The sequence below is a fragment of the Arsenicitalea aurantiaca genome (assembly GCF_003994485.1).
Classification (GTDB): Bacteria; Pseudomonadota; Alphaproteobacteria; order Rhizobiales; family Devosiaceae; genus Arsenicitalea; species Arsenicitalea aurantiaca.
On record NZ_RZNJ01000002.1, the window covers coordinates 449,442 to 468,694 of the forward strand.

The following is a 19,253-nucleotide window of genomic DNA, read 5'->3' on the forward strand; positions in this document are numbered from 1 at the left end:
TCTCCTTACTCGATCACGACGAGCGGTTCGCCATATTCGACCGGATGCGCATCCTGCACCAGGATGCGGGTGATCGTGCCCGAGCGATGCGCGGGGATCTGGTTCATCGTCTTCATCGCCTCGATGATCAGCACCGTCTGGCCTTCGCTGACCTTGGTGCCGACATCGGCGAAGGGCTTGGCGCCCGGTTCGGGCGCGAGGTAAGCCGTGCCGACCATGGGCGAGGTGAGGGTGCCCGGATTGGCTGCCAGGTCCTCTGCTGCGCTCGGGGCCGCTGCGCTCGCTGCGGCGACGCCGCCTGCAGGCGCGGTCGGCTGCGGCGCCGGCATCTGCGCGTAATATTGCGGCGCAGCCATCTGCGGCATGGCCGGGCTTGCGTAGGACCGCGTCACGCGCACGCGGAACTCTTCGTGCTCGATCTCGATCTCGGCAAGGTTCTGCTGGTTGAGCAGCTCGGCGATGGCGCGGATCAGGTCCTGATCAACCTGCGATGCCTTGGTCATCTCTGTCTCCCTTGGGGGATGTCTTATTGAAGCTTGTCGGCAAGCGCTTGCAGCGCCAGCCTATACCCGTGAGCCCCGAACCCGCAAATCACGCCATAGGCGACCAGCGAGACATAGGAGCGATGTCGGAAGTCCTCGCGCTGGTGCACGTTGGACAGATGCAGCTCGATCGTCGGCAGGGCCACCGCGCGCAGCGCATCGTGGATCGCGACAGAAGTGTGCGTGTAGGCCGCCGGATTGATGATGATCGCATCGGCGGTGCCGTGGGCCTGCTGGATCCAGGTGACCAGCTCGCCCTCGTGATTGGACTGGCGGAAATCGACCGCAAAGCCCAGTCGGTCGCCTTCCTCACGTGAGATCGCCTCGATATCGGCGAGGCTCTGCGAGCCATAGGTGCCCGGCTCGCGTACGCCAAGCATGTTGAGGTTCGGTCCGTTGAGGATGAGGATCGTTCTGGCCATGATGTCCCGCTTGTGCACCGCGCTCGGGGGCGGCGCAAGCCGCACTACAGGAAGTTCACGAAAAACGCAAAGATTCCGCCGGTTCGGCTCATCCGTCGCACTGCGTGCTGCCGCAGGCGCGCATGTTGGCGATCCGGCCGCGCAGCTCCTCGAGCCCGATGGCGCCGGGGATCAGCTCGTCCCCGATGATGTAGGTCGGCGTGCCGGTGATGTTGAGCGCCTGTGCGAGCGCGTAGGAGCGCTGGATCGCCTCGGTCACAGACGCTGCCTGCATGTCGAGTTCGACCGACACCGGATTGAGCCCGAGTTCCGCGGCCGCCGCCAGCGCCGTCTGGCCCGTAACCTGCCCACGGCCCGTAAAGAGCGTTTCGTGGAAGTCCCAATAGTCGACGTCGGCGCGCGCGACGACGACGCCCACCCGCGCCGCCGCCACCGATTCCTGCGAGAGGATCGGGAATTCCTTGAGGATCACGCGAAGGTTCGGATCCTCATCGAGGAGCGCCGCGAGGTCGGGCAGGGCATTGCGGCAGAAGCTGCAATTGTAGTCGAACATCTCGACGAGCGTGACGTCGCCCTCGGGATTGCCGAGGATGATGTTGTCGGCATCCTCATAGATCTGCGTGCGGTAAGTCTCGAGCGCCGCCAGCGTCTCAGCCGCCTGAGCCGTCCTAAGTTCGATGTCGAGCGCGGTCGACATGCGCTCGAGGATGCGCGGATCGCTCATCAGATAATCTTCGATCAGCGGATTGATCGCCTCGGCGCTCAACGGCGCGGGCTCTGCGGTGGCTGGCGCCGGCCTTTCGGCGAGGACGGTCTCGACGATCGAGCGGATTGCGGCCTCGTCCGGCGCGGCATCGCGCGTAAGAAGCGTGGCGGCCAGACCGCCGGCGAGGGCGGCACTGAGGGCCACGAGGGCAAGTGTGAGGCGCGGCATGTCGTCTCCGGCGGAAAGGCGTGGGGGAGCCTCTAGCAGTTTTGGCGGCCCGCGGCACCCGACACCGGGTCGCAGGCCTTTGCACTTGAGGCCGCTGCCGGATCGCGCTACCGCAATCCCTTCTTGCCAGCAAGTGGGACCGATTGATGACAGAGGCCGCCGAACTCGGGCTCGAGCCGTTCTACGCCATGGAGATCCTGGCGCGCGCCAAGGCGCTCGAGGCGGCCGGGCGCGACGTGCTTTACCTGCAGACCGGCGAGCCCGACGTGCCGCCCGCGCCGCGCGTCATCGAGGCGGTCCGCGCCGCGTTGCCCGAGGCGCAGCGCTATACTCATTCCAAAGGCCAGATCGAACTCCGGCGCGCCATCGCCGAGAGCTATGGCGTCCGGCATGGCGTCGTCCCCGATCCCGAGCGCATCGTCGTCACCATGGGCTCGTCATCGGGCTTCATCCTCGCCTTCCTTTCAAGCTTTGCACCGGGCGCGGCCATCGCGGTCACCCGCCCGGGCTATCCGGCCTATCTCAATACGCTCGTAGGGCTCGGCTTCCGGCCGGTGGAAATTCCGGTCACTGCCGAAAACGGGTGGCGCCTCAGCGCGGCCGACATCGAGGCGGCCCATGCCCGCACGCCCTTCGCGGGTCTGCTCTTTGCCTCGCCCGCCAACCCCACGGGCGCTAGCGTCGACCGGACGGCCCTGGCCGAGATCGCGGCCAGCTGCACCCGGCTCGGCATCCGGCTCATTTCCGACGAGATCTATCACGGGCTCGATTATGGCGTGCCTTCGGCCAGTGCCTTGCCGCTCGCGGCCGATGCCATCATCATCAACAGCTTCTCGAAATATCACTGCATGACCGGCTGGCGGATCGGCTGGATGGTGTTGCCCGAGGATCTCGTGCGCCGCACCGAGATGCTGCAGCAGAACCTCTTCATCTCGGCGCCCACGCTGAGTCAGATCGCCGCGCGCGCGGCGCTCGGGGAGACAGAGTACGCCGAAGCCCAGCGCGCCCGCTATGCCGTCAATCGCGACCGGCTGAGCAGGGGCCTCGCCTCAATCGGCTTCGGCCTGCCGGGCCTGCCGGACGGCGCCTTCTACGCCTATGCAGACGTCAGCGCCTTCACCAATGATTCGCTCGATTTCTGCATGCGCCTGCTCGACGAGACCGGCGTAGCGAGCACGCCCGGCATCGATTTCGACCGCACCGATGGCAAGCGCTATCTGCGCTTCTCCTTTGCCGGCTCGCCCGAGACGATGGACAAGGCGCTCCAGCGCATCGCCGGCTTCGTCGGCCGCTGAGGCCGGTCAGGCGAGCTCGGCGAGGAGCCGTTCGAGCGCATCGAAGCTCATGGCCATGCCGTCCGTCATGCCCGTCGCCATCCCCGCTTCGCGCGCTTCACGGGAGGCAAAAAGGATACGCTGCGCAACGATGGTGCCGTCTCCGTCGGGGATGAAGTCCTGCGTGACCTCCGTCTCGCCTCCGGTCCATTGGGAGTCGAAATTCTCCCGCGAGACGATGCGGTCGGGCGGATCGATCTCGGTGATGATCCCGGTCAGCGCGAAACCCGGCTCCGTCGGATGGGCCCAGCGATAGAAATAGCTGCCGCCCACGCGCGCATCGAAGCGGCATTCGGGCATGGTCCAGCCCGGCGGGCCAAGCAGCCAGCGCTTGATAAGGTCGGGTTCGGTGTGCGCCCGGTAGACGAGCCCGCGCGGCGCACTGAAGCGGCGACGCGTCAGCACCTCGCGATCGGTCGGGATCGTGACTTCGAGACTGCTCATTCAGTGTCCTCCCGTCGTGTCTTTGCCATCCGCCTGCATGTCGGCGAGAACCGCGTCGAGCCGGCGATAGTTCTGGTCCCAGATGTCCCTGTAGGTTTCGAGCCATCCATTGACCGCGGCCAGTGCAGGGCCCTCGATCCGGCACGGCCGGCGCTGAGCGTCGCGCCCGCGCGAGATGAGGCCCGCCCGCTCGAGCACCTTGAGGTGCTTGGAAATGGCCGGCTGGCTCATGGCGAAGGGCTCGGCGAGCTCGGTGACCGTGGCTTCCCCCCGCGACAGGCGGGCGAGGATGGCCCGTCGGGTGGGGTCGGCGAGGGCGGCAAAGGTCAGGTCGAGAGTCTCTTCGGGCATCGTCCAACCATGAGGTTCTGTAACCTAATGGTTATGGAAAGCGCAGCCTGAAGTCAAGCTGGCGCAAGGCTCAGGCCCTGGCCCGACGCAGCCGCCGCACGAGCCGCCCATCGATCAGCATGAGCCCGGCGAAGATGCCGATCATGCCGATCAGATGCTCGGGATGGATCTCTTCGCCCAGAACCACGACGCCAAGCGAAATCGCGACCAGCGGCGCAATGAAAGTGGTGACCGAGAAATTGGTCGCCCCGATCCGGGGCAGTAGCCGGTACATGACGAGAAAGGTGAACCCTGTCGAGACGACACCGATCGCAACCCACGCCGCCCAGGTGGTGCCTTGGGTGATCACAGGTACCCCTTCGACGGCGAGCGCGACGGGCAGGATCCCGATTGTCGAGCCGGTGAGGGCGAGCGTCGCGATGGTCGTCGGGTCGACGCCCCGGAAGGTGCGGGCGAAGTTGAGCCCGACCGCGTAGCAGACGGTCGCGAGGAGGCAGAGCCCGATGGCCCAGATCTCGGCGGTCCCGCCGCCCGCCACGGCTGGCAGCGAAAGAATGGCGACACCCAGAAAGCCGATGCCCACACCCCCGAAGCGCACCGCGTCGGCCTTTTCGCCACCGAGCCAGAAATGACCGATCGTCACCGTCATAAGCGGGGTCAGCGCATTGATGATGGCCGCAACACCACTGGGCAGTGCGCCTTGGCTGATGGGGAAGAGCGTGAACGGCAGCGAATAGGCGACGAGCCCGAGCAGGGCGAGCAACGCATAGAGTTTCGGGTCGCGCGGCAGCGGCTTGCGCATGGCGATGAATACCGCCCAGCAGGCGAGCGCGGCAAAGCCCACCCGACCCGTCGCCACCCACAGCGGCCCCAGTTCGCGGATCAGCAGCGCATTGAACATGAACGAGCAGCCCCAGATGCTGCCCAGAAGAATGACCCAGAACCAGTCGCGCAAAGCCATGACGTTTCTCCGAAGGCGCGGACCATAGGCCTGCCCCGCAGAACCGTCGAACCGATTTTGACGATGGGAGCCATCACTTCCGGTGATGGCAGGAGAATGCTCAGTCGAGCCAGGCCTCGCCGCGCGCCACGCGCGCCAGAGCCTCAGGATAGAGCTTGTGCTCTTCCACGAGCACGCGCGCAGCCAGCGTATCTGCGGTGTCATCGGGCAGCACCGGTACGCGCGCAGCGAGGATCGCTGGACCGTCGTCCAGCGCCGGGATCACCCAGTGAACCGTGCAGCCATGCTCGGTGACGCCGGCGGCCAGCGCCTGTCCATGCGGGTCGAGGCCCTTGAAGGCCGGCAGCAGGGAAGGGTGGATATTGAGCATCCGCCCCCGCCAGCGCTCCACGAACCCCTCCGAGAGGATGCGCATGAAGCCCGCAAGGCAGACGATCTCGGCGCCCCAGCCTTCGAGCACCGCTTCGATCTCGGCGTCGAAATCGGCGCGGGTGTTGAAATCCCGATGCGAGCGCACGGCGGTCGGAATGCCGTGCTCGGCAGCGAAGGCGAGCCCGCCAGCATCCGCGCGGTTTGAAAAGACCCCGACGATCTCGGCCGGATAGTCGGCTGCCGCCGCTGCGTGCACGAGCGACTGCATGTTGCTGCCGCGGCCCGAAATCAGCACGGCAACCCGCTTCCTGACCGGGGCCGCGCTCACAATGCGAGTTTGCCTTCGAAGGTGACCGGCTCGCCCGTGCGTGCCGTCAGCCGGCCGGCGATCGCGGCCGTCTCGCCGGCGGCCACGAGCTGCGCAACGAGCGCATCGGCATCCTCGGGCGCGACGGCCACGAGCATCCCGACCCCGCAATTGAAGGTCCGCAGCATTTCGTGCTGGTCGAGCCCGCCGACCTTGGCGAGCCAGGGGAAGACCGCTGGCACGCTCACCGCCGAAAGATCGACATGGGCGGCAAGGTGGGCGGGCAGCACGCGCGGGATGTTGTCGATGAAGCCACCGCCCGTGATGTGCGCCAGCGCCTTGATGCCGAGCCCGGAGCGCAGCGCCGCGAGGAGTGGCCGAACGTAGATGCGGGTCGGCACGAGCAGGGCGTCCGAAAGTGAAGTGTCGTGGTCGAACGGCGCCGGCATGTACCAGTCGCGCCCGGAAATCTCGACGATCCGGCGCACAAGAGAATAGCCGTTGGAATGGACGCCCGACGAGCCGATCGCGACCAGCACGTCGCCCTCGGCGATGTCGCCGCGCGGCAGGAGCGTACCGCGCTCGGCGGCGCCGACCGCAAAGCCCGCGAGGTCGTAATCCTTGCCGTGATACATGCCCGGCATCTCGGCGGTTTCCCCGCCGATCAGGGCGCAGCCGGCGATCCGGCAGCCTTCGGCAATGCCCTCGACGATCGAGGTCGCGACCGCGACGTCCAGCTTGCCCGTGGCGTAATAGTCCAGAAAGAAGAGTGGTTCGGCGCCCTGCACGATGATGTCGTTGACGCACATGGCGACGAGGTCGATGCCGATCGTCGCGTGATTGCCGGTATCGATGGCGATCTTGAGCTTGGTGCCCACCCCGTCATTGGCCGCAACGAGGATCGGATCGGTAAAGCCCGCGCCCTTGAGGTCGAAAAGCCCGCCGAACCCCCCGATCTCCGCATCGGCGCCGGGACGGCGGGTCGAGCGCACGGCTGGCTTGATCGCATCGACGAGCGTATTGCCCGCGTCGATGTCCACACCCGCCTGCTTGTAGGAAAGTCCGTTCGATGGCACGTTCGGCGTATCAGACAAGGCCTATCCCCACAGTCGGATTCCGGTCGAGAAAATGGGTCTGGCCACGACCATGCGTGTGGCGTATCCAAGGGCTGACCACGAGAGCGCTGATAGCGGCTCCGCCCATTGGACGCAAGGGTTGCCCCGGATGATGACACTGCGAAATCATGTTGCCATCTGGATCGGCTTCTTCGTCGTGTCGATCCTGCTGCTCTGGGTGTTCCGCTCCATCCTGCTGCCCTTCGTCGTGGGGCTCGCGCTCGCTTACCTCCTCAATCCGCTGGTCAACCTTCTCCAGCGCATCCGGATCAGCCGCGGCTGGGCCTCGGCGCTCGCGCTCTTCAGCGTCCTGTCGATCATTCTCGGGCTGATCCTCAGCTTCATGCCGCTCGTGATCAGCCAGGCGATCGGGCTCGTCCAGAGGTTGCCGGGCTATGTCACAGACCTCCAGGCGCTCGCGCGCTCCTATGCTCCCCAGCTCAATGAATGGCTCGGGCCCGAGCGCGCCGCGCAGCTCGAGCAGACACTCGGCGAGCTGACGGCCAATCTCCTCGGCTTCGTCGGCTCGCTCACCGCCGGCATCGCCGCGAGCGGGCTCGGGCTCATCAACACGCTCGCCTTCATCATCGTCGCGCCGGTCGTCGCCTTCTACATGCTGCTCGACTGGGAGGGCATGGTGCGCGGGCTTGACGACCTGCTGCCGCGCGAGCAGCGCACCGAGATCCGCGGCGTCATCGACCAGATCGACCGCTCCATGGCCGGCGTCATCCGCGGGCAGGGGGGCGTCATCCTCGTGCTCTGCATCTATTACGCGAGCGCGCTTTCGCTGGTGGGGCTCAATTTCGGCCTCGCCATCGGGCTCATCGCCGGGCTTTTCAGCTTCGTGCCCTTCGTCGGCTTCGCCATCGGCTTCGTGCTCTCGGTCGGCGTCGGCATCGTGCAGTTCTGGCCCGATTGGGTGATGGTGGCGATCGTCTTTGCGATCTTCCTCGTCGGCCAGTTCCTCGAGGGCAACATCCTCTATCCCAAGCTCGTCGGCTCGAGCATCAACATCAATCCGGTCTGGCTGATGTTCGCGCTCTTTGCCTTCGGGCTGCTCTTCGGCTTCGTGGGGCTGCTGCTGGCCGTGCCGCTCGCGGCCATCGCGGGCGTGCTGACACGCTATGCGATCAGCAAGTACAAGGGCAGCACGCTCTATCTGGGGCGGACCGACGACGAGGTTGCCGTGGCCGCTGCCGCTGCGACCATGGGCGAGGTCGCGCCTACGCCGCCCGCACCCCGCCCGCGCGCCGGCCGCCGCACCCGCGGGGCGACATGAGAGCAGACCCGGGCCAGCCCATGAAAGGTCAGCTGCCGTTCGAATACGGGCACACGCCCTCCCATGCCGAGGACGACCTGATCGTGGGCGAGGGAAATCGGCTGGCGCTAGATCACATCCGCGCCTTCCCCGCCTGGCCCGGGCCGCTGACGCTGATCGTGGGGCCGGGCGCCTCGGGCAAGTCGCATCTGGCACGCATCTTCGCGGACCGTAGCGGCGCCGCCTTCGTCGGGCCCGACCAGGCGCAGGCTGCCGCGACCGAGGGCGGCACCCTGCCGCTGATCGTCGAGGATGCCGACCGGGCGGGCTTCGAGGAGGCCGCGCTCTTTCATCTCCTTAATCAGAGTATGCGTGCGGGCCGTCCGCTCCTGCTGACCGCCCGTAGCGAAGTCGCGGACTGGCCGTTTCGCACCGCGGACCTTCTCTCGCGCGCCCGGCTCGCCGCGCGCTTTGCCATAACGGTCAGCCACGACATCCAGCTGTCACAGATGTTCGTAAAGCTCTTCGGGGACCGGCAGATCTCCGTCGAGCCGCGCGTTCTCTCCTATCTCGTCCAGCGCATGGAGCGCTCCGCCGAGGAGGCGGTCGCGCTTGTCGAGACGATGGATCGGCTGGCCCTTGCACGTAAATCGCCGATCACCCGCGCCATCGCTGCCGAAGCCTTGGCCGAGCGCGGGGCGGCACAGGATTGGGACGAGGCCGACGATCATGACTGACCTGACCGAGTTTGCCGAGGCCGAGCCCACGGCGAGCGACATCGACGCGCTCCGCGCGAGTCCGGCCCGCTTCGTCAATCGCGAGGTCTCGTGGCTGCAGTTCAACATGCGGGTGCTGGAGGAGGCGGGCAACGTCAATCACCCGCTGCTCGAGCGGCTCCGGTTCGTTTCGATCTCGGCGAACAATCTCGACGAATTCTTCATGGTGCGCGTCGCTGGTCTCAAGAACCAGGTGCGCGCAGGCATCACGCGCAAGAGTGCGGATGGTCTGACCCCTACCGAACAGCTCGAGGAAATCGCGACCCTCGCCCAGCACCTGCACCTCGAGCAGCAGGATCACTGGCAGACCCTGCGGGAAGAACTCTTTGCTCGCGATGTCGTGATCCATGAGATCGACGATCTCACCCCCGACCAGACCAAATACCTCCAGAAGCTCTTCCGCGAGGAGATCTTCCCGGTCCTGACTCCGATCGCGGTCGATCCGGCGCACCCCTTTCCCTTCATCCCGAATCTCGGCTTTTCGCTCGCCTTCGAGCTCACCGGCCCCGGCGATGCCGCCGCGATGACGGCGCTCGTGCGCGTTCCGCACAATCTGGACCGCTTCATCACCCTTCCGCCCAGTCTCGCGACCGACGGGCGCGTCGAGGTGGTGACCATCGACACGCTCATCAATCTCTTCTTCCACAAGATGTTCCCGGGCTATGAGGTCGCCGGTTCCGGAGCGTTCCGCGTCATCCGCGACAGCGAGATCGAGATCGACGACGAAGCGGCCGACCTGGTCGTCGAGTTCGAATCGGCCCTCCGCCAGCGTCGGCGTGGCCAGGTGATCCGGCTCGAGATCGAAAAGAAGATGCCGCGCGCCCTGCGCCGGCAGATCGCCGACCGGCTCGGCGTGACCAGCGCCGATACCTTTGAGGTCGAGGGCTTCCTGGGGCTCGCAGACGCTGCGCGCATCTGCGACATCAACCGCCCGGACCTCAAATTTCCCGCCTACATGCCGCGCTTCCCCGAGCGCGTCCGCGACTATAATGGCGACATGTTCGCCGCCATCCGGCAGAAGGACCTGCTGGTCCACCATCCCTTCGAGAGCTTCGATACCGTCGCGCAATTCCTCATGCAGGCCGCGCGCGATCCGGACGTCGTCGCGATCAAGCAGACGCTCTATCGCACCTCGCGCGACAGCCCGATCGTCAAGGCGCTCGTCCTCGCCGCGGAGTCTGGAAAGTCGGTCACCGCGCTCGTCGAGCTCAAGGCCCGCTTCGACGAGGAGGCCAATATCCGCTGGGCACGCGACCTCGAACGCGCCGGCGCCCAGGTTGTCTTCGGCTTCATCGAATTGAAGACCCACGCCAAGATGAGCCAGGTGGTCCGGCGCGAGCAGGGCAAGCTCGTCTCCTACTGCCACCTCGGCACGGGCAACTATCATCCGATCACGGCCAAGATCTATACCGACCTCAGCTACTTCACGATCGACCCCTCGATCACCCGCGACGTCGCGCGCGTGTTCAACTTCATCACCGGCTATGCCCGCCCCACCGAGCTCGAGGCGATCGCGGCATCGCCTGTGAACCTGCGCCAGACCCTGCTCGAATGCATTGCCCGCGAGATCAAGCACGCCCGTAAGGGCGAGCCTGCCACCATCTGGCTCAAGATGAATTCGCTCGTCGATCCCGAGATCATCGATGCGCTCTATGATGCGAGCCAGGCCGGGGTGAAGGTCGAGGCGATCGTGCGCGGCATCTGCTGCCTCAGGCCCGGCATACCGGGCTTCTCCGACAACATCCGAGTAAAATCGGTGGTCGGACGCTTCCTCGAACACTCGCGGGTCTTCTGCTTCGGGCAGGGCGAGGAAATGCCCTCGCGCAAAGCGCGGGTCTATATGTCTTCGGCCGACATCATGCAGCGCAATCTCGACTGGCGCGTCGAAGTCATGGTGCCGATCCTCAACAAGACCGTGCACAAGCAGATCCTCGACCGCATGATGGTGGCCTATTTCAAGGACAACCAGCAGAGCTGGGAAGTGCTGCCCGATGGCAGCTCCCACCGCGTGCGTCTCAAGGAGGGTGAGGAACCCTTCAACGCCCACGACTATTTCATGACCAACACCAGCCTGTCCGGGCGCGGCAGTGCCAGCCGACGCGACAGTGACGAGGGGGATGAGTGAACCAGTTCTGGGGCGTCGACGCCGACCCGACTGCCCAGGGTCGCATCAAGGGTGCGCGGCCGGTGGCGGTGCTCGATATCGGCTCCAACTCGGTCCGTCTCGTCGTCTATGAGCGGCACGCCCGGGCGCTGACCGCGCTCTACAACGAAAAGTCGAGCTGCGCGCTCGGTCGCGGCGTCGCTGCCACCGGGCGGCTCGCCTACGAGAACATCGATCGCGCGCTGACGGCGATCCAGCGCTTCGCGCTCGTGTCCAAGCTCATGCGCGTCGGCCGGGTCCATATTCTCGCGACATCCGCCGTGCGCGATGCGGCCAATGCCGCCGCCTTCGTCGAAGCGGTCGAGAAGATCATGGGCGCGCCCGTCCGCGTGCTCAGCGGTGAGGAGGAGGCCCATTTCGCCGCCCTCGGGGTCATTGCCGGCATGCCCGATTTCGACGGCGTCGTCGGGGATCTCGGTGGGGGCAGCCTCGAATTGTCCTCGATGCTCAATGGCACCGAATCGGTCGGCGAGACCCACCAGCTCGGCGTCATCCGCCTTCAGGACGATAGCGACAACACCCCTGCCAAGGCTCCCGACATCGTGCGCGAGCGGCTCGCGACCTCCGAGCTCTGCACCGGTCAGGAGGGTCGCACCTTCTGCGCCATCGGCGGCACCTGGCGGTCCCTCGCCAAGATCCTCCAGGCCGAGGAAGACTATCCGCTCCGGATGATCCAGCACTACGAGGTGCGGAGCGAGACCGTCCTCAAGCTTTGCGACGACATCGTTTCCGCCCTTGCCGAAGGCAAGCCGATGCCCGGCAGCGACGCCGTCAGCTCGTCGCGGCGCGATCTCGTGCCCTATGGCGCGTCGGTCCTCGGCGAAGTGCTGCGGGCAGGGGGGTTCGACAAGGTGGTCTTTTCAGCCCTCGGCGTGCGCGAGGGCTATCTCTACGGCCTCCTCGACCCGCGCGAGCAGGCGGTCGACCCGCTGATGCAGGCGGCCGAGGAAATGTCGCTGCTGCGCTCGCGGTCGCCGGCCCACGCCAATGATTTGATGGCGTTCACCGACGATATTTTCGCGGCCCTCGCCATAGAGGAGACGCCCGCCGAGCGCCGGCTCCGGCATGTGGCCTGCCTTCTCGCCGATATCGGCTGGCGCGGCCATCCCGATTATCGCGGCACCCAGAGCGTCGATATGGTTGCCTACAGCGCGCTGACCGGCATTGACCATCCCGGCCGCGCCTTCCTCTCCCAGGTGCTGGCGCTTCGCTATATGGGCCTCAAGTCCAAGCACGTCGCCCAGCCGCTGATGGCGCTCGCCGGCGAGGACGGATCGGCCCGTGCGCGGCTGATCGCGGCGGCCTTCCGCGTTGGCTATCCCATGTCCGCCGCCATGCCGGGCGTCCTCCCGCGCGCCCGCTTCACCCTCCTCGACAAGACGCTGACCCTCCACCTGCCGGCCGATCTCGCCTTCCTCGATGGCGAGCATCTGCGCGGCAGGCTCGACCAGCTGGGCAATGTCGCAAGCGGGGTGAAGTCGACGTCCATCGCGGTGCTTGCCGCCGAACCGGCCGCCTGAGCTACTTTCTCAGCGCGTCGGCCTGTGCTGGCGTCAGCGGCCGGATCGGCCGTCCATCGAGCATGAGGAAGAGCCGGGCCGTCTCCTCGAGCTCCTCGGTCGCGTACTGGGCCTCGCGAAGGGTCTTGCCCGACACCACCGGCCCATGATTGGCGAGCAGCACGGCGTGATGGGTGCCGGCCTCCTTTTTCACCGCCAACGCCAGATCCCTGTCGCCCGGAGCGAAATAGGGAATGAGGGGCAGCCGCCCCACCCGCATCACGAAATAAGCCGTGAGCGGGGGCAGCACGTCGGCCGGATCGACATCGGCGAGAATCGACACCGCCACCGAATGGGTCGAGTGCAGATGCACCACCGCGTGGTCGGCATTCCGCTCGCAATACATGCACGAATGGAGGAACGCCTCCTTGGTCGGCTTGTCCCCGGAGATGTGCGCACCATCACTGTCGAGCAGCGACAGTCTGGCGGGGTCGAGGTCTCCTAGGCTCGCATTGGTCGGGGTCATCAGCAGCGTCCCGTCCGAGAGCCGCATGCTGATATTACCGGTCGATCCCATGGTCAGTCGCCGTTCGAACAGCGAGCGGCCGACCTTGCAGATCTCGTCGCGCGCCCGGGTCTCTTCGCTGATGGTCGCCGTCATTTGAGAAGGTCCCAGGCCTTGATGAAGAAGTCGTCCGTGCCGAAATTGCCCGATTTCAGCGCCAGCGCTAGCTTCTGGTCGGTGCCGTGCGAGACCGTCCAGGGCACGCCCGGATCGATCTCGGGTCCGATCCGCAGCGCCGAGACGCCGAGCGCCGCCACCACCGCACCCGAGGTTTCCCCGCCCGCAACGAGGAACCGGGTGAACCCCTCGTCTTTCAGCGCCTGCGTCACAGCGGCCAGGTAGTGCTCCACCGTCTCGCCCGCCGCGTTCCGGCCCAGCTGTTCCTGCACCGCGCGTACGGCCTCGGGCTCGGCACTTGAATAGATGAGCGGTATGGCATCGGCATGCTCGCGCACGAAAGCCAGCGCATCCTCGACGCGGGTGCGGCCCTCGGCAATCGCCATGGCGTCGAGCCGCATGGCCGGCATGCCCGCAGCGATGGCAGCGGCGACCTGTCGCCGGGTTGCGGTGGAGCAGGAGCCCGCGAGCACCACGGCCCGTCCGGGCGCCGCCGCCATAGGCTCGGTGTCCGGCGCCCGCGGCGCCTCGAGAAAATTGGCAGGCAGGCCAAGCGCGACGCCCGAACCGCCAGTGATCAGCCGCAGGCCTTTCGCGGCCCGACCGATGGTCCTCAGGTCCGCATCGCTCACCGCATCGACAATGGCAATGCCCTTAAGCCGCTCTAACGCTTCCGCCAGAACGTCGGGCCCTTGCGATACCGTCTCATAGGCGATCAGCGACACGGGCGTTTTCGCCTGTCGCCCGAGCACGCGCACGAGGTTCGCGTCCCGCATCGGGTTGAGCGGATGATCCTTCATCGGGCTGTCCGAGAGCAGCTCGTCCCCGACGAACAGGTGCCCCTTGTAGACGGTGCGCTTGTTCACCGGAAAAGCCGGGCAGGCGATGGTGCGGGTTTCCCCCAGCCGCTTCAGAAGCGCGTCGGTCACCGGCCCGATATTGCCCTCATCGGTCGAATCGAAAGTCGAGCAGTATTTGAAGAAGAGCTGCCGCGCCCCCGCAGCCAGCAGCACCTCCGCCGATGCCAGCGACATAGCCACCGCCTCTTCGGCCGGGTTGGTGCGTGATTTCAGGGAAACGACGACCGCCTCGGCGCTGCCGAAATCGCTGTCCGGGGCCGGCACGCCGACCACCTGCAGCACTTCGAGCCCCTCCCGAGCCAGCATGAGCGCGAGGTCCGTCGCCCCCGTCAGATCGTCCGCGATTGCGCCAATGAACATTGGAGCGTCCTTTCCTGCCTTCTAATCCTCGTCACGCGGTCGCGCCGGCGACGATCTCAAATCCTACATCGATGATGGCGGGCCCGGTCTCGGGCCCGTCGTCCATCACGATCCGCTCCACCGCGATCTCGCCGATTCGTTGCCGGTTCGCCCTCAGCGTCGAAAGCGGCTTAGGCAACGCCTGGCCGATATCGAGCCCATTGCAGCCGAAGAGCCCAAGGCGCCCCGGCACGTCCATCCCTTCCGCCATCGCGTGAAAGACACCGCCCACGGCCATGTCATCATTGGAGAAAACGACCACGTCGCAATCGGGATGCTGGGCGAGCAGAGCGCCGAGCCCGCTCCGTCCGCGCTGTACCGAGCTCGCGCCACCCGTCAGGTGACGCCGCTCGAGCGGCGCGCCCGCTTCACCCAGCTGGTCGACGAGCCCCTTGAGCCGCGCCGCAGCCCGAAGATCCGCATCGAGGTCGTGGCCGACATAGCCAATCCGGCGATAGCCGCGCGCCAGCAGATGCCGGGCGCTCGCACGCCCGGCCTCGAGATGGGAAAACCCGATGGCGAGATCGATGGGTCGATTGTCGATGTCCATGATCTCGGCGACACGGATGCTGGCGGTTTCGAGCATGCGGCGGGTTTCGCGCGTGTGCTCGAGCCCGGTCAGAATCATTGCAGCAGGCTTCCAGGCCAGCAGCGAGCGCACCAGCGCTTCCTCGGTTGCAGGGTCGTAGTCGGTCACCCCGACCACCGGCTGATAGCCCGAGCGCGACAGTGCCTGCCCGATGCCGGCCATGACTTCGGGAAAGACGTTGTTGGTGTGCGAGGGCAGGATAACCCCGACAAGGTTGGAGCGCGCCGAGGCGAGCGAACCGGCAAGACCATTGCGGACATAACCCGTGGCAGCGACCGCACGCAGCACCTTGTCCCGGGTCTCTGCACGGATCGGACCCCTGTCGCGCATCACGCGAGAGGCCGTGATCTCGCTGACGCCGGCCATGCGCGCGACGTCCGCCAGAGTGACCCCATGGGTAGCCGGTCGCTTCACATCCGCCTCATCATTTATGACAGCGGCACCATATCGGGTTGGCTCGGCCGTGCAAGCGGGCTAAGGAAGAAATGTCAGCGCTGTCATCTCGGAGGAACTGCGGATGGGTGGAATGAGGGTGGCCGTGATCGGCCTGGGGTCCATGGGTCTGGGCGCAGCGCTTTCGCTGCTGCGCGAAGGGATCGACGTGCGTGGCTGCGACCTGTCCGACGCGCAACGTAACCGCTTCGCCTCAGAGAACGGCCAGGTATTCGACAATCCCGCAGCGGCAGCCGAAGGCGCCGAGGCCGTGCTTCTTATGGTCGTCAACGCCGCCCAGACCGAGGATGCGCTCTTCGGGGCGGGCGGCATTGCGAAAGCCATGGCGCCCGGTGGCGTCATCATCTCGTCGGCCACTATGGCGCCCGACGATGCGCGCGCACTTGCGGCGAAGGCCGAAGGGCAGGGGCTTCTCTACCTCGATGCGCCAGTGAGTGGTGGGTCGGTCAAGGCGCTCGCCGGCGAGATCACCGTGATGGCCTCGGGCAGCCAGGAGGCCTTCGCCGCCGCCGATCCGGTGCTTTCGGCCATTGCCGCAAAGGTCTACCGGCTGGGCGACGAAGCGGGCCTCGGCAGCGCCTACAAGATCATCAACCAGCTCCTCGCGGGCATTCACATCGCGGCTGCCTGCGAGGCGATGACGCTGGCGAGCAAGCTCGGGCTCAACCTCGAGACCGTGCACGAGGTGATCACCGCCTCGGCCGGCAACAGCTGGATGTTCGCCAATCGCGTGCCGCACATCCTCGCCGGAGACTATACCCCGCACAGCGCCACCGACATCTGGGTCAAGGATCTCGGCATCCTCTCGACCATCGCCGGCAAGGAGAAATTCCCGCTGCCGCTGACGAGCGCCGCCCAGCAGATGTTCCTTGCGACATCCGCCGCCGGGATGGGGCGCGACGATGACGCATCCGTCGCCCGGTTGATCGCCCGGATCACCGGGGTCAAACTGCCCGGAACCGAGGAGGACTGATCCATGCCGCGCCTTGCCGCCAATCTGACCATGATGTTCAACGAGGTCCCGTTCCTCGAGCGCTTCGCCGCCGCTGCGGCCGCAGGCTTCGATGCGGTGGAATTCCTCTTCCCCTATGATTTTCCGACCGACGAAGTCTCCCGCGCGCGCGCCGATGCCGGCGTAGAGGTCGTCCTCTTCAACATGCCGCCGGGCGACTGGAGCAAGGGTGAGCGCGGTATCGCGGTCTTCCCTGATCGTGTCGGGGAATGGCGCGGCTATCTCGACAAGGCGCTCGACTATGCGCAGGTGCTCGCCGTGCCGCGGCTCCACATGATGGCCGGGATCGCGCCATCGACAGATGCATCCGCGCGCGCCGCCTATCGTGACCGGCTCGCCGAAGCGGCGGACCGGCTGGGCGAAGCAGGGCTCGATCTCCTCATCGAGCCGCTCAACAGGCGCGACATGCCGGGCTATCTGCTCGATGACTTCGGCATGGCGGCAGACCTCATTGCCGATCTCGCCCGGCCGAACCTGAAGCTTCAGTTCGACATCTATCACCGCCAGATCCTGCATGGCGACGTGACCCGGGCGCTCGAGGCGACGCTGCCGATCACAGGCCACGTCCAGCTCGCCTCGGTTCCGCTCCGCAACGAGCCGGGCACCGGAGAGTTGGACGATTTCGCCATCCTGCGCACGCTCGACCGGCTCGGCTACACCGGGCATGTCGGCCTCGAGTACCGGCCCGCAGGCGATACGGTCGCCGGCCTCTCCTGGCGCGAGCGGCTCTGACCCCACGCCTTTATCACCGCCGCCCCGATCGGGGCGGCGTTTTTGCTTGGCCCTCGAACCGCGCCTGCAGCTCGCCTGCAGAGGGTTGACACCCACGCGCCGATAAGGTTCTCTCAACTGGTCTGGTGGATGGACCACCGGATCACGGGGAGGAGGAACCCGGCGTGCTTGCGGCTCACAAATTGCTGCTCGACAAGTCCACGGGTCTCGGCCGTTCCCTCGAACGCCGGACGATCAAGGACGTGATCGCCGACAAGCTCGCCGCGCTCATCGCCTCGGGCGTCATGGAGGTGGGTGACGAGCTGCCGAGCGAGCGCGAGCTCGCCGCCGCGCTCTCGGTCAGCCGCGAAACCGTCCGCGGCGCCATCCAGACGCTCGCAGCCAAGGGCATCCTCGAAGTCGCCCACGGCACTCGCACCCGCGTCGCCAATGTCGACTTCTCCGGCATGGCGGTCGGCATCACCAACCGGCTCAACGTCGACAGCTATGATCTCGACTGGGTGCACGGCGCCCGGCTCCTGATCGAGCAGCAGGTGGTGGGCGACGCAGCCGAAAAATTCCCGCGCGAGACGCTCGAGCGGCTCCACCGTTCGCTCCGCGCCCAGGCGGCCTGCATCGAGGACCCGGTGCAGTTCCTCATCTGCGATCGTGAATTCCACGTCGCCATCTACCGGGCGTGCGGAAACCCGCTCCTCGCCGACATCGTCACCGATCTCTACACCTACATGATGGATCACCGCCGGCGCGCCATCTCGCAGCCGGGCACCATCGCCCAGAGCTTCGCCGACCATCAGGCCATCGTGGCCGCGCTCGAAAAGCGCGACCGCGTCGCGGCCATGGCGGCCTTCGCCGCGCATGAAGAGCGCATCTATACCTCGACCCGGAACCTGCTGGCCCAGACGGGCGGCAGGCGGCGCTGAGGGCAACAGGCCGCACGCCCATGCGGCTCATCCCAGGGAGGATCGAACTATGACTACCCGTCGCAAACTACTGGCCATGGCTGCCATGGCGACCACTGCCATCACGCTCAGCTTCGGCGGCGTCGCACCCGCGCTCGCCCAGTCCCAGAACATCGTCTACCTCACCCCCGGCCTCGACCTGCCGTTCTGGCGCTATCTCGCGCGCGGCGTCGAAGCGGTGGCGACCGAGAAGGGCTACGGCTTCCAGGCCCTCGATTCGGCCAATAGCGCCCAGACCCAGCTCCAGAACGCGCAGGACGCGATCGCCCGCGGCGTCGCCGGCATCGTGCTCTCCCCAACCGACAGCTCGACCGCTCCGAGCGTGCTGCAGCTCGCCGAGAATGCCGGCATTCCGGTTGTCATCGCCGATATCGGCACCAATAGCGGCAACTACGTCTCCTTCATCATCTCGGACAATTATGAAGGCGCCAACGGCACGGGCGCTGCCCTGGCCGAAGCCCTCATCGAAAAGGGCTGGGAAGATGGCTCGGTCGGTATCGTCTCCATCTCGCAGGCCCGCCTCAACGGCCAGGCCCGCACCGCCGGCTTCAAGGACGCGCTCGCCGCGGCGGGCATCACCGGCGACGCCGGCCTTCAGCAGATGCAGTCCTACACCGCCGACGAGACCTTCCGCTTCACTCAGGACATGCTGACCGCAAATCCCGAGATGCGGGGCCTTTTCGTCCAGACCGACCAGCCCGCGATCGGCGCACTCCGTGCCATCCGCGCCGCCCGTCGCGAGGGCGAGGTGCTGGTTGCCGCATTCGACGGTATTCCAGAGTTCGTCCCGCTCCTGCAGTCCGGCGAACTCGTCGCCTCGGGCATGCAGCAGCCTTACCTGATGGGCCAGACCTCCGCCGAGGCGCTGTTCGACCATCTCGAAGGCAATGAGGTGGAAAAGGAGATCCTCGTGCCGATCGTGATCGTCACCTCCTCGAACATCGAGGAAATGCTGCCCACCATCAGCCAGACGGTCTTCGCGGGCGAAGTCCAATAGGCCTTCGACCCTGACGCGAACCTGCGGCTCGCCCAGTGCGGGCGCCGGATCATCCGGCGTCCGTGGCGGGCCGCACCCAATCGGCAGAGGC

The 19,253-nt window shown here is 66.4% G+C and carries 20 protein-coding genes; 9 read left to right on the forward strand and 11 right to left on the reverse strand.

The genetic code is table 11. The features are described 5' to 3' along the window. Positions 1–5: 5 nt before the first annotated feature. From accB to EMQ25_RS06605, 3 genes are all read right to left on the reverse strand, one after another. Positions 6–503, reverse strand: coding sequence for an acetyl-CoA carboxylase biotin carboxyl carrier protein (accB, locus tag EMQ25_RS06595; protein WP_127187763.1), 498 nt, complete (start codon positions 501–503; stop codon positions 6–8). Between the two features lie 23 nt (positions 504–526). After that, positions 527–964: a type II 3-dehydroquinate dehydratase gene (aroQ, locus tag EMQ25_RS06600; RefSeq protein ID WP_127187764.1), complete on the reverse strand. Its 438-nt coding sequence runs from the start codon at positions 962–964 to the stop codon at positions 527–529. Positions 965–1,052: 88 nt separating this feature from the next. Next, a complete protein-coding gene (locus tag EMQ25_RS06605) occupies positions 1,053–1,898 on the reverse strand; it encodes a DsbA family protein (RefSeq protein WP_127187765.1) in 846 nt (281 codons plus the stop codon). Positions 1,899–2,041: 143 nt separating this feature from the next. Between EMQ25_RS06605 and EMQ25_RS06610 the strand changes: the two genes are divergently transcribed. Then, positions 2,042–3,193 (forward strand): pyridoxal phosphate-dependent aminotransferase, encoded by a 1,152-nt coding sequence (locus EMQ25_RS06610; protein WP_425290228.1) that lies wholly within the window; start codon positions 2,042–2,044, stop codon positions 3,191–3,193. A 6-nt stretch (positions 3,194–3,199) separates the two neighbouring features. Here the strand turns inward: EMQ25_RS06610 and EMQ25_RS06615 are convergent, their stop codons facing one another. From EMQ25_RS06615 to purM, 5 genes are all read right to left on the reverse strand, one after another. Then, the gene (locus EMQ25_RS06615) at positions 3,200–3,676 is read right to left on the reverse strand and encodes an SRPBCC domain-containing protein (RefSeq protein ID WP_127187766.1); all 477 of its coding nucleotides are present in this window, start codon (positions 3,674–3,676) and stop codon (positions 3,200–3,202) included. Continuing rightward, entirely contained in the window at positions 3,677–4,027 is a 351-nt protein-coding gene (locus EMQ25_RS06620) for an ArsR/SmtB family transcription factor (protein ID WP_127187767.1), read from the reverse strand. It lies immediately after the preceding gene. A gap of 70 nt (positions 4,028–4,097) precedes the next feature. Next, positions 4,098–4,988 (reverse strand): DMT family transporter, encoded by an 891-nt coding sequence (locus EMQ25_RS06625; protein WP_158625985.1) that lies wholly within the window; start codon positions 4,986–4,988, stop codon positions 4,098–4,100. 100 nt (positions 4,989–5,088) lie between these two features. Beyond that, positions 5,089–5,688: a phosphoribosylglycinamide formyltransferase gene (gene purN, locus EMQ25_RS06630; RefSeq protein WP_127187769.1), complete on the reverse strand. Its 600-nt coding sequence runs from the start codon at positions 5,686–5,688 to the stop codon at positions 5,089–5,091. Next, positions 5,685–6,761, reverse strand: a complete 1,077-nt coding sequence (purM, locus tag EMQ25_RS06635; RefSeq protein ID WP_127187770.1) for a phosphoribosylformylglycinamidine cyclo-ligase — start codon at positions 6,759–6,761, stop codon at positions 5,685–5,687. The genes purN and purM overlap by 4 nt, the downstream gene beginning before the upstream one ends. A 130-nt stretch (positions 6,762–6,891) precedes the next feature. Here purM and EMQ25_RS06640 point away from each other — a divergent pair, with 130 nt between their 5' ends. Genes EMQ25_RS06640 through EMQ25_RS06655 form a run of 4 tightly spaced genes read left to right on the forward strand, consistent with a single transcriptional unit; the run spans position 6,892 to position 12,500 of the window. Then, positions 6,892–8,061, forward strand: a complete 1,170-nt coding sequence (locus tag EMQ25_RS06640) for an AI-2E family transporter (RefSeq protein ID WP_158625986.1) — start codon at positions 6,892–6,894, stop codon at positions 8,059–8,061. Between the two features lie 20 nt (positions 8,062–8,081). Continuing rightward, a complete protein-coding gene (locus tag EMQ25_RS06645) occupies positions 8,082–8,777 on the forward strand; it encodes a P-loop NTPase family protein (protein WP_127187772.1) in 696 nt (231 codons plus the stop codon). Next, positions 8,770–10,941, forward strand: a complete 2,172-nt coding sequence (locus tag EMQ25_RS06650; protein ID WP_127187773.1) for an RNA degradosome polyphosphate kinase — start codon at positions 8,770–8,772, stop codon at positions 10,939–10,941. The genes EMQ25_RS06645 and EMQ25_RS06650 overlap by 8 nt, the downstream gene beginning before the upstream one ends. After that, entirely contained in the window at positions 10,938–12,500 is a 1,563-nt protein-coding gene (locus EMQ25_RS06655; RefSeq protein WP_127187774.1) for a Ppx/GppA phosphatase family protein, read from the forward strand. Before EMQ25_RS06650 ends, EMQ25_RS06655 begins: the two co-directional genes overlap by 4 nt. Before the next feature lies 1 nt (position 12,501). On the opposite strand, the gene otnC is transcribed toward EMQ25_RS06655, so the two are convergent. From otnC to EMQ25_RS06670, 3 genes are read right to left on the reverse strand one after another with little or no spacing between them, the layout of a single operon-like run. Next, positions 12,502–13,140, reverse strand: coding sequence for a 3-oxo-tetronate 4-phosphate decarboxylase (gene otnC, locus EMQ25_RS06660; protein ID WP_127187775.1), 639 nt, complete (start codon positions 13,138–13,140; stop codon positions 12,502–12,504). Then, positions 13,137–14,381, reverse strand: a complete 1,245-nt coding sequence (gene otnK, locus EMQ25_RS06665; protein ID WP_127187776.1) for a 3-oxo-tetronate kinase — start codon at positions 14,379–14,381, stop codon at positions 13,137–13,139. Before otnK ends, otnC begins: the two co-directional genes overlap by 4 nt. A 31-nt stretch (positions 14,382–14,412) precedes the next feature. Continuing rightward, entirely contained in the window at positions 14,413–15,423 is a 1,011-nt protein-coding gene (locus EMQ25_RS06670; protein WP_280177628.1) for a LacI family DNA-binding transcriptional regulator, read from the reverse strand. Between the two features lie 103 nt (positions 15,424–15,526). Between EMQ25_RS06670 and ltnD the strand changes: the two genes are divergently transcribed. From ltnD to EMQ25_RS06690, 4 genes are all read left to right on the forward strand, one after another. Beyond that, the gene (ltnD, locus tag EMQ25_RS06675) at positions 15,527–16,435 is read left to right on the forward strand and encodes an L-threonate dehydrogenase (RefSeq protein WP_127187777.1); all 909 of its coding nucleotides are present in this window, start codon (positions 15,527–15,529) and stop codon (positions 16,433–16,435) included. 3 nt (positions 16,436–16,438) lie between these two features. Beyond that, on the forward strand, positions 16,439–17,206 hold the full coding sequence (gene otnI / locus EMQ25_RS06680; protein WP_127187778.1) for a 2-oxo-tetronate isomerase: 768 nt from the start codon (positions 16,439–16,441) through the stop codon (positions 17,204–17,206). Positions 17,207–17,370: 164 nt separating this feature from the next. Next, positions 17,371–18,126 (forward strand): FadR/GntR family transcriptional regulator, encoded by a 756-nt coding sequence (locus EMQ25_RS06685; RefSeq protein ID WP_127187779.1) that lies wholly within the window; start codon positions 17,371–17,373, stop codon positions 18,124–18,126. Between the two features lie 49 nt (positions 18,127–18,175). Beyond that, positions 18,176–19,162 carry a substrate-binding domain-containing protein gene (locus tag EMQ25_RS06690; protein ID WP_204569920.1) on the forward strand — a complete coding sequence of 329 codons (987 nt, stop codon included), beginning with the start codon at positions 18,176–18,178 and terminating at the stop codon, positions 19,160–19,162. Positions 19,163–19,253: the final 91 nt, after the last annotated feature.

Bases quoted from the DNA above. Each gene is read 5' to 3' on its own strand.
- accB (WP_127187763.1), bottom strand. From the start codon at position 503: ATGACCAAGGCATCGCAGGTTGATCAGGACCTGATCCGCGCCATCGCC.
- aroQ (WP_127187764.1), bottom strand. From the start codon at position 964: ATGGCCAGAACGATCCTCATCCTCAACGGACCGAACCTCAACATGCTT.
- EMQ25_RS06605 (WP_127187765.1), bottom strand. From the start codon at position 1,898: ATGCCGCGCCTCACACTTGCCCTCGTGGCCCTCAGTGCCGCCCTCGCC.
- EMQ25_RS06615 (WP_127187766.1), bottom strand. From the start codon at position 3,676: ATGAGCAGTCTCGAAGTCACGATCCCGACCGATCGCGAGGTGCTGACG.
- EMQ25_RS06620 (WP_127187767.1), bottom strand. From the start codon at position 4,027: ATGCCCGAAGAGACTCTCGACCTGACCTTTGCCGCCCTCGCCGACCCC.
- EMQ25_RS06625 (WP_158625985.1), bottom strand. From the start codon at position 4,988: ATGGCTTTGCGCGACTGGTTCTGGGTCATTCTTCTGGGCAGCATCTGG.
- EMQ25_RS06640 (WP_158625986.1), top strand. From the start codon at position 6,892: ATGATGACACTGCGAAATCATGTTGCCATCTGGATCGGCTTCTTCGTC.
- EMQ25_RS06645 (WP_127187772.1), top strand. From the start codon at position 8,082: ATGAAAGGTCAGCTGCCGTTCGAATACGGGCACACGCCCTCCCATGCC.
- EMQ25_RS06650 (WP_127187773.1), top strand. From the start codon at position 8,770: ATGACTGACCTGACCGAGTTTGCCGAGGCCGAGCCCACGGCGAGCGAC.
- otnC (WP_127187775.1), bottom strand. From the start codon at position 13,140: ATGACGGCGACCATCAGCGAAGAGACCCGGGCGCGCGACGAGATCTGC.
- otnK (WP_127187776.1), bottom strand. From the start codon at position 14,381: ATGTTCATTGGCGCAATCGCGGACGATCTGACGGGGGCGACGGACCTC.
- ltnD (WP_127187777.1), top strand. From the start codon at position 15,527: ATGGGTGGAATGAGGGTGGCCGTGATCGGCCTGGGGTCCATGGGTCTG.
- otnI (WP_127187778.1), top strand. From the start codon at position 16,439: ATGCCGCGCCTTGCCGCCAATCTGACCATGATGTTCAACGAGGTCCCG.
- EMQ25_RS06690 (WP_204569920.1), top strand. From the start codon at position 18,176: ATGACTACCCGTCGCAAACTACTGGCCATGGCTGCCATGGCGACCACT.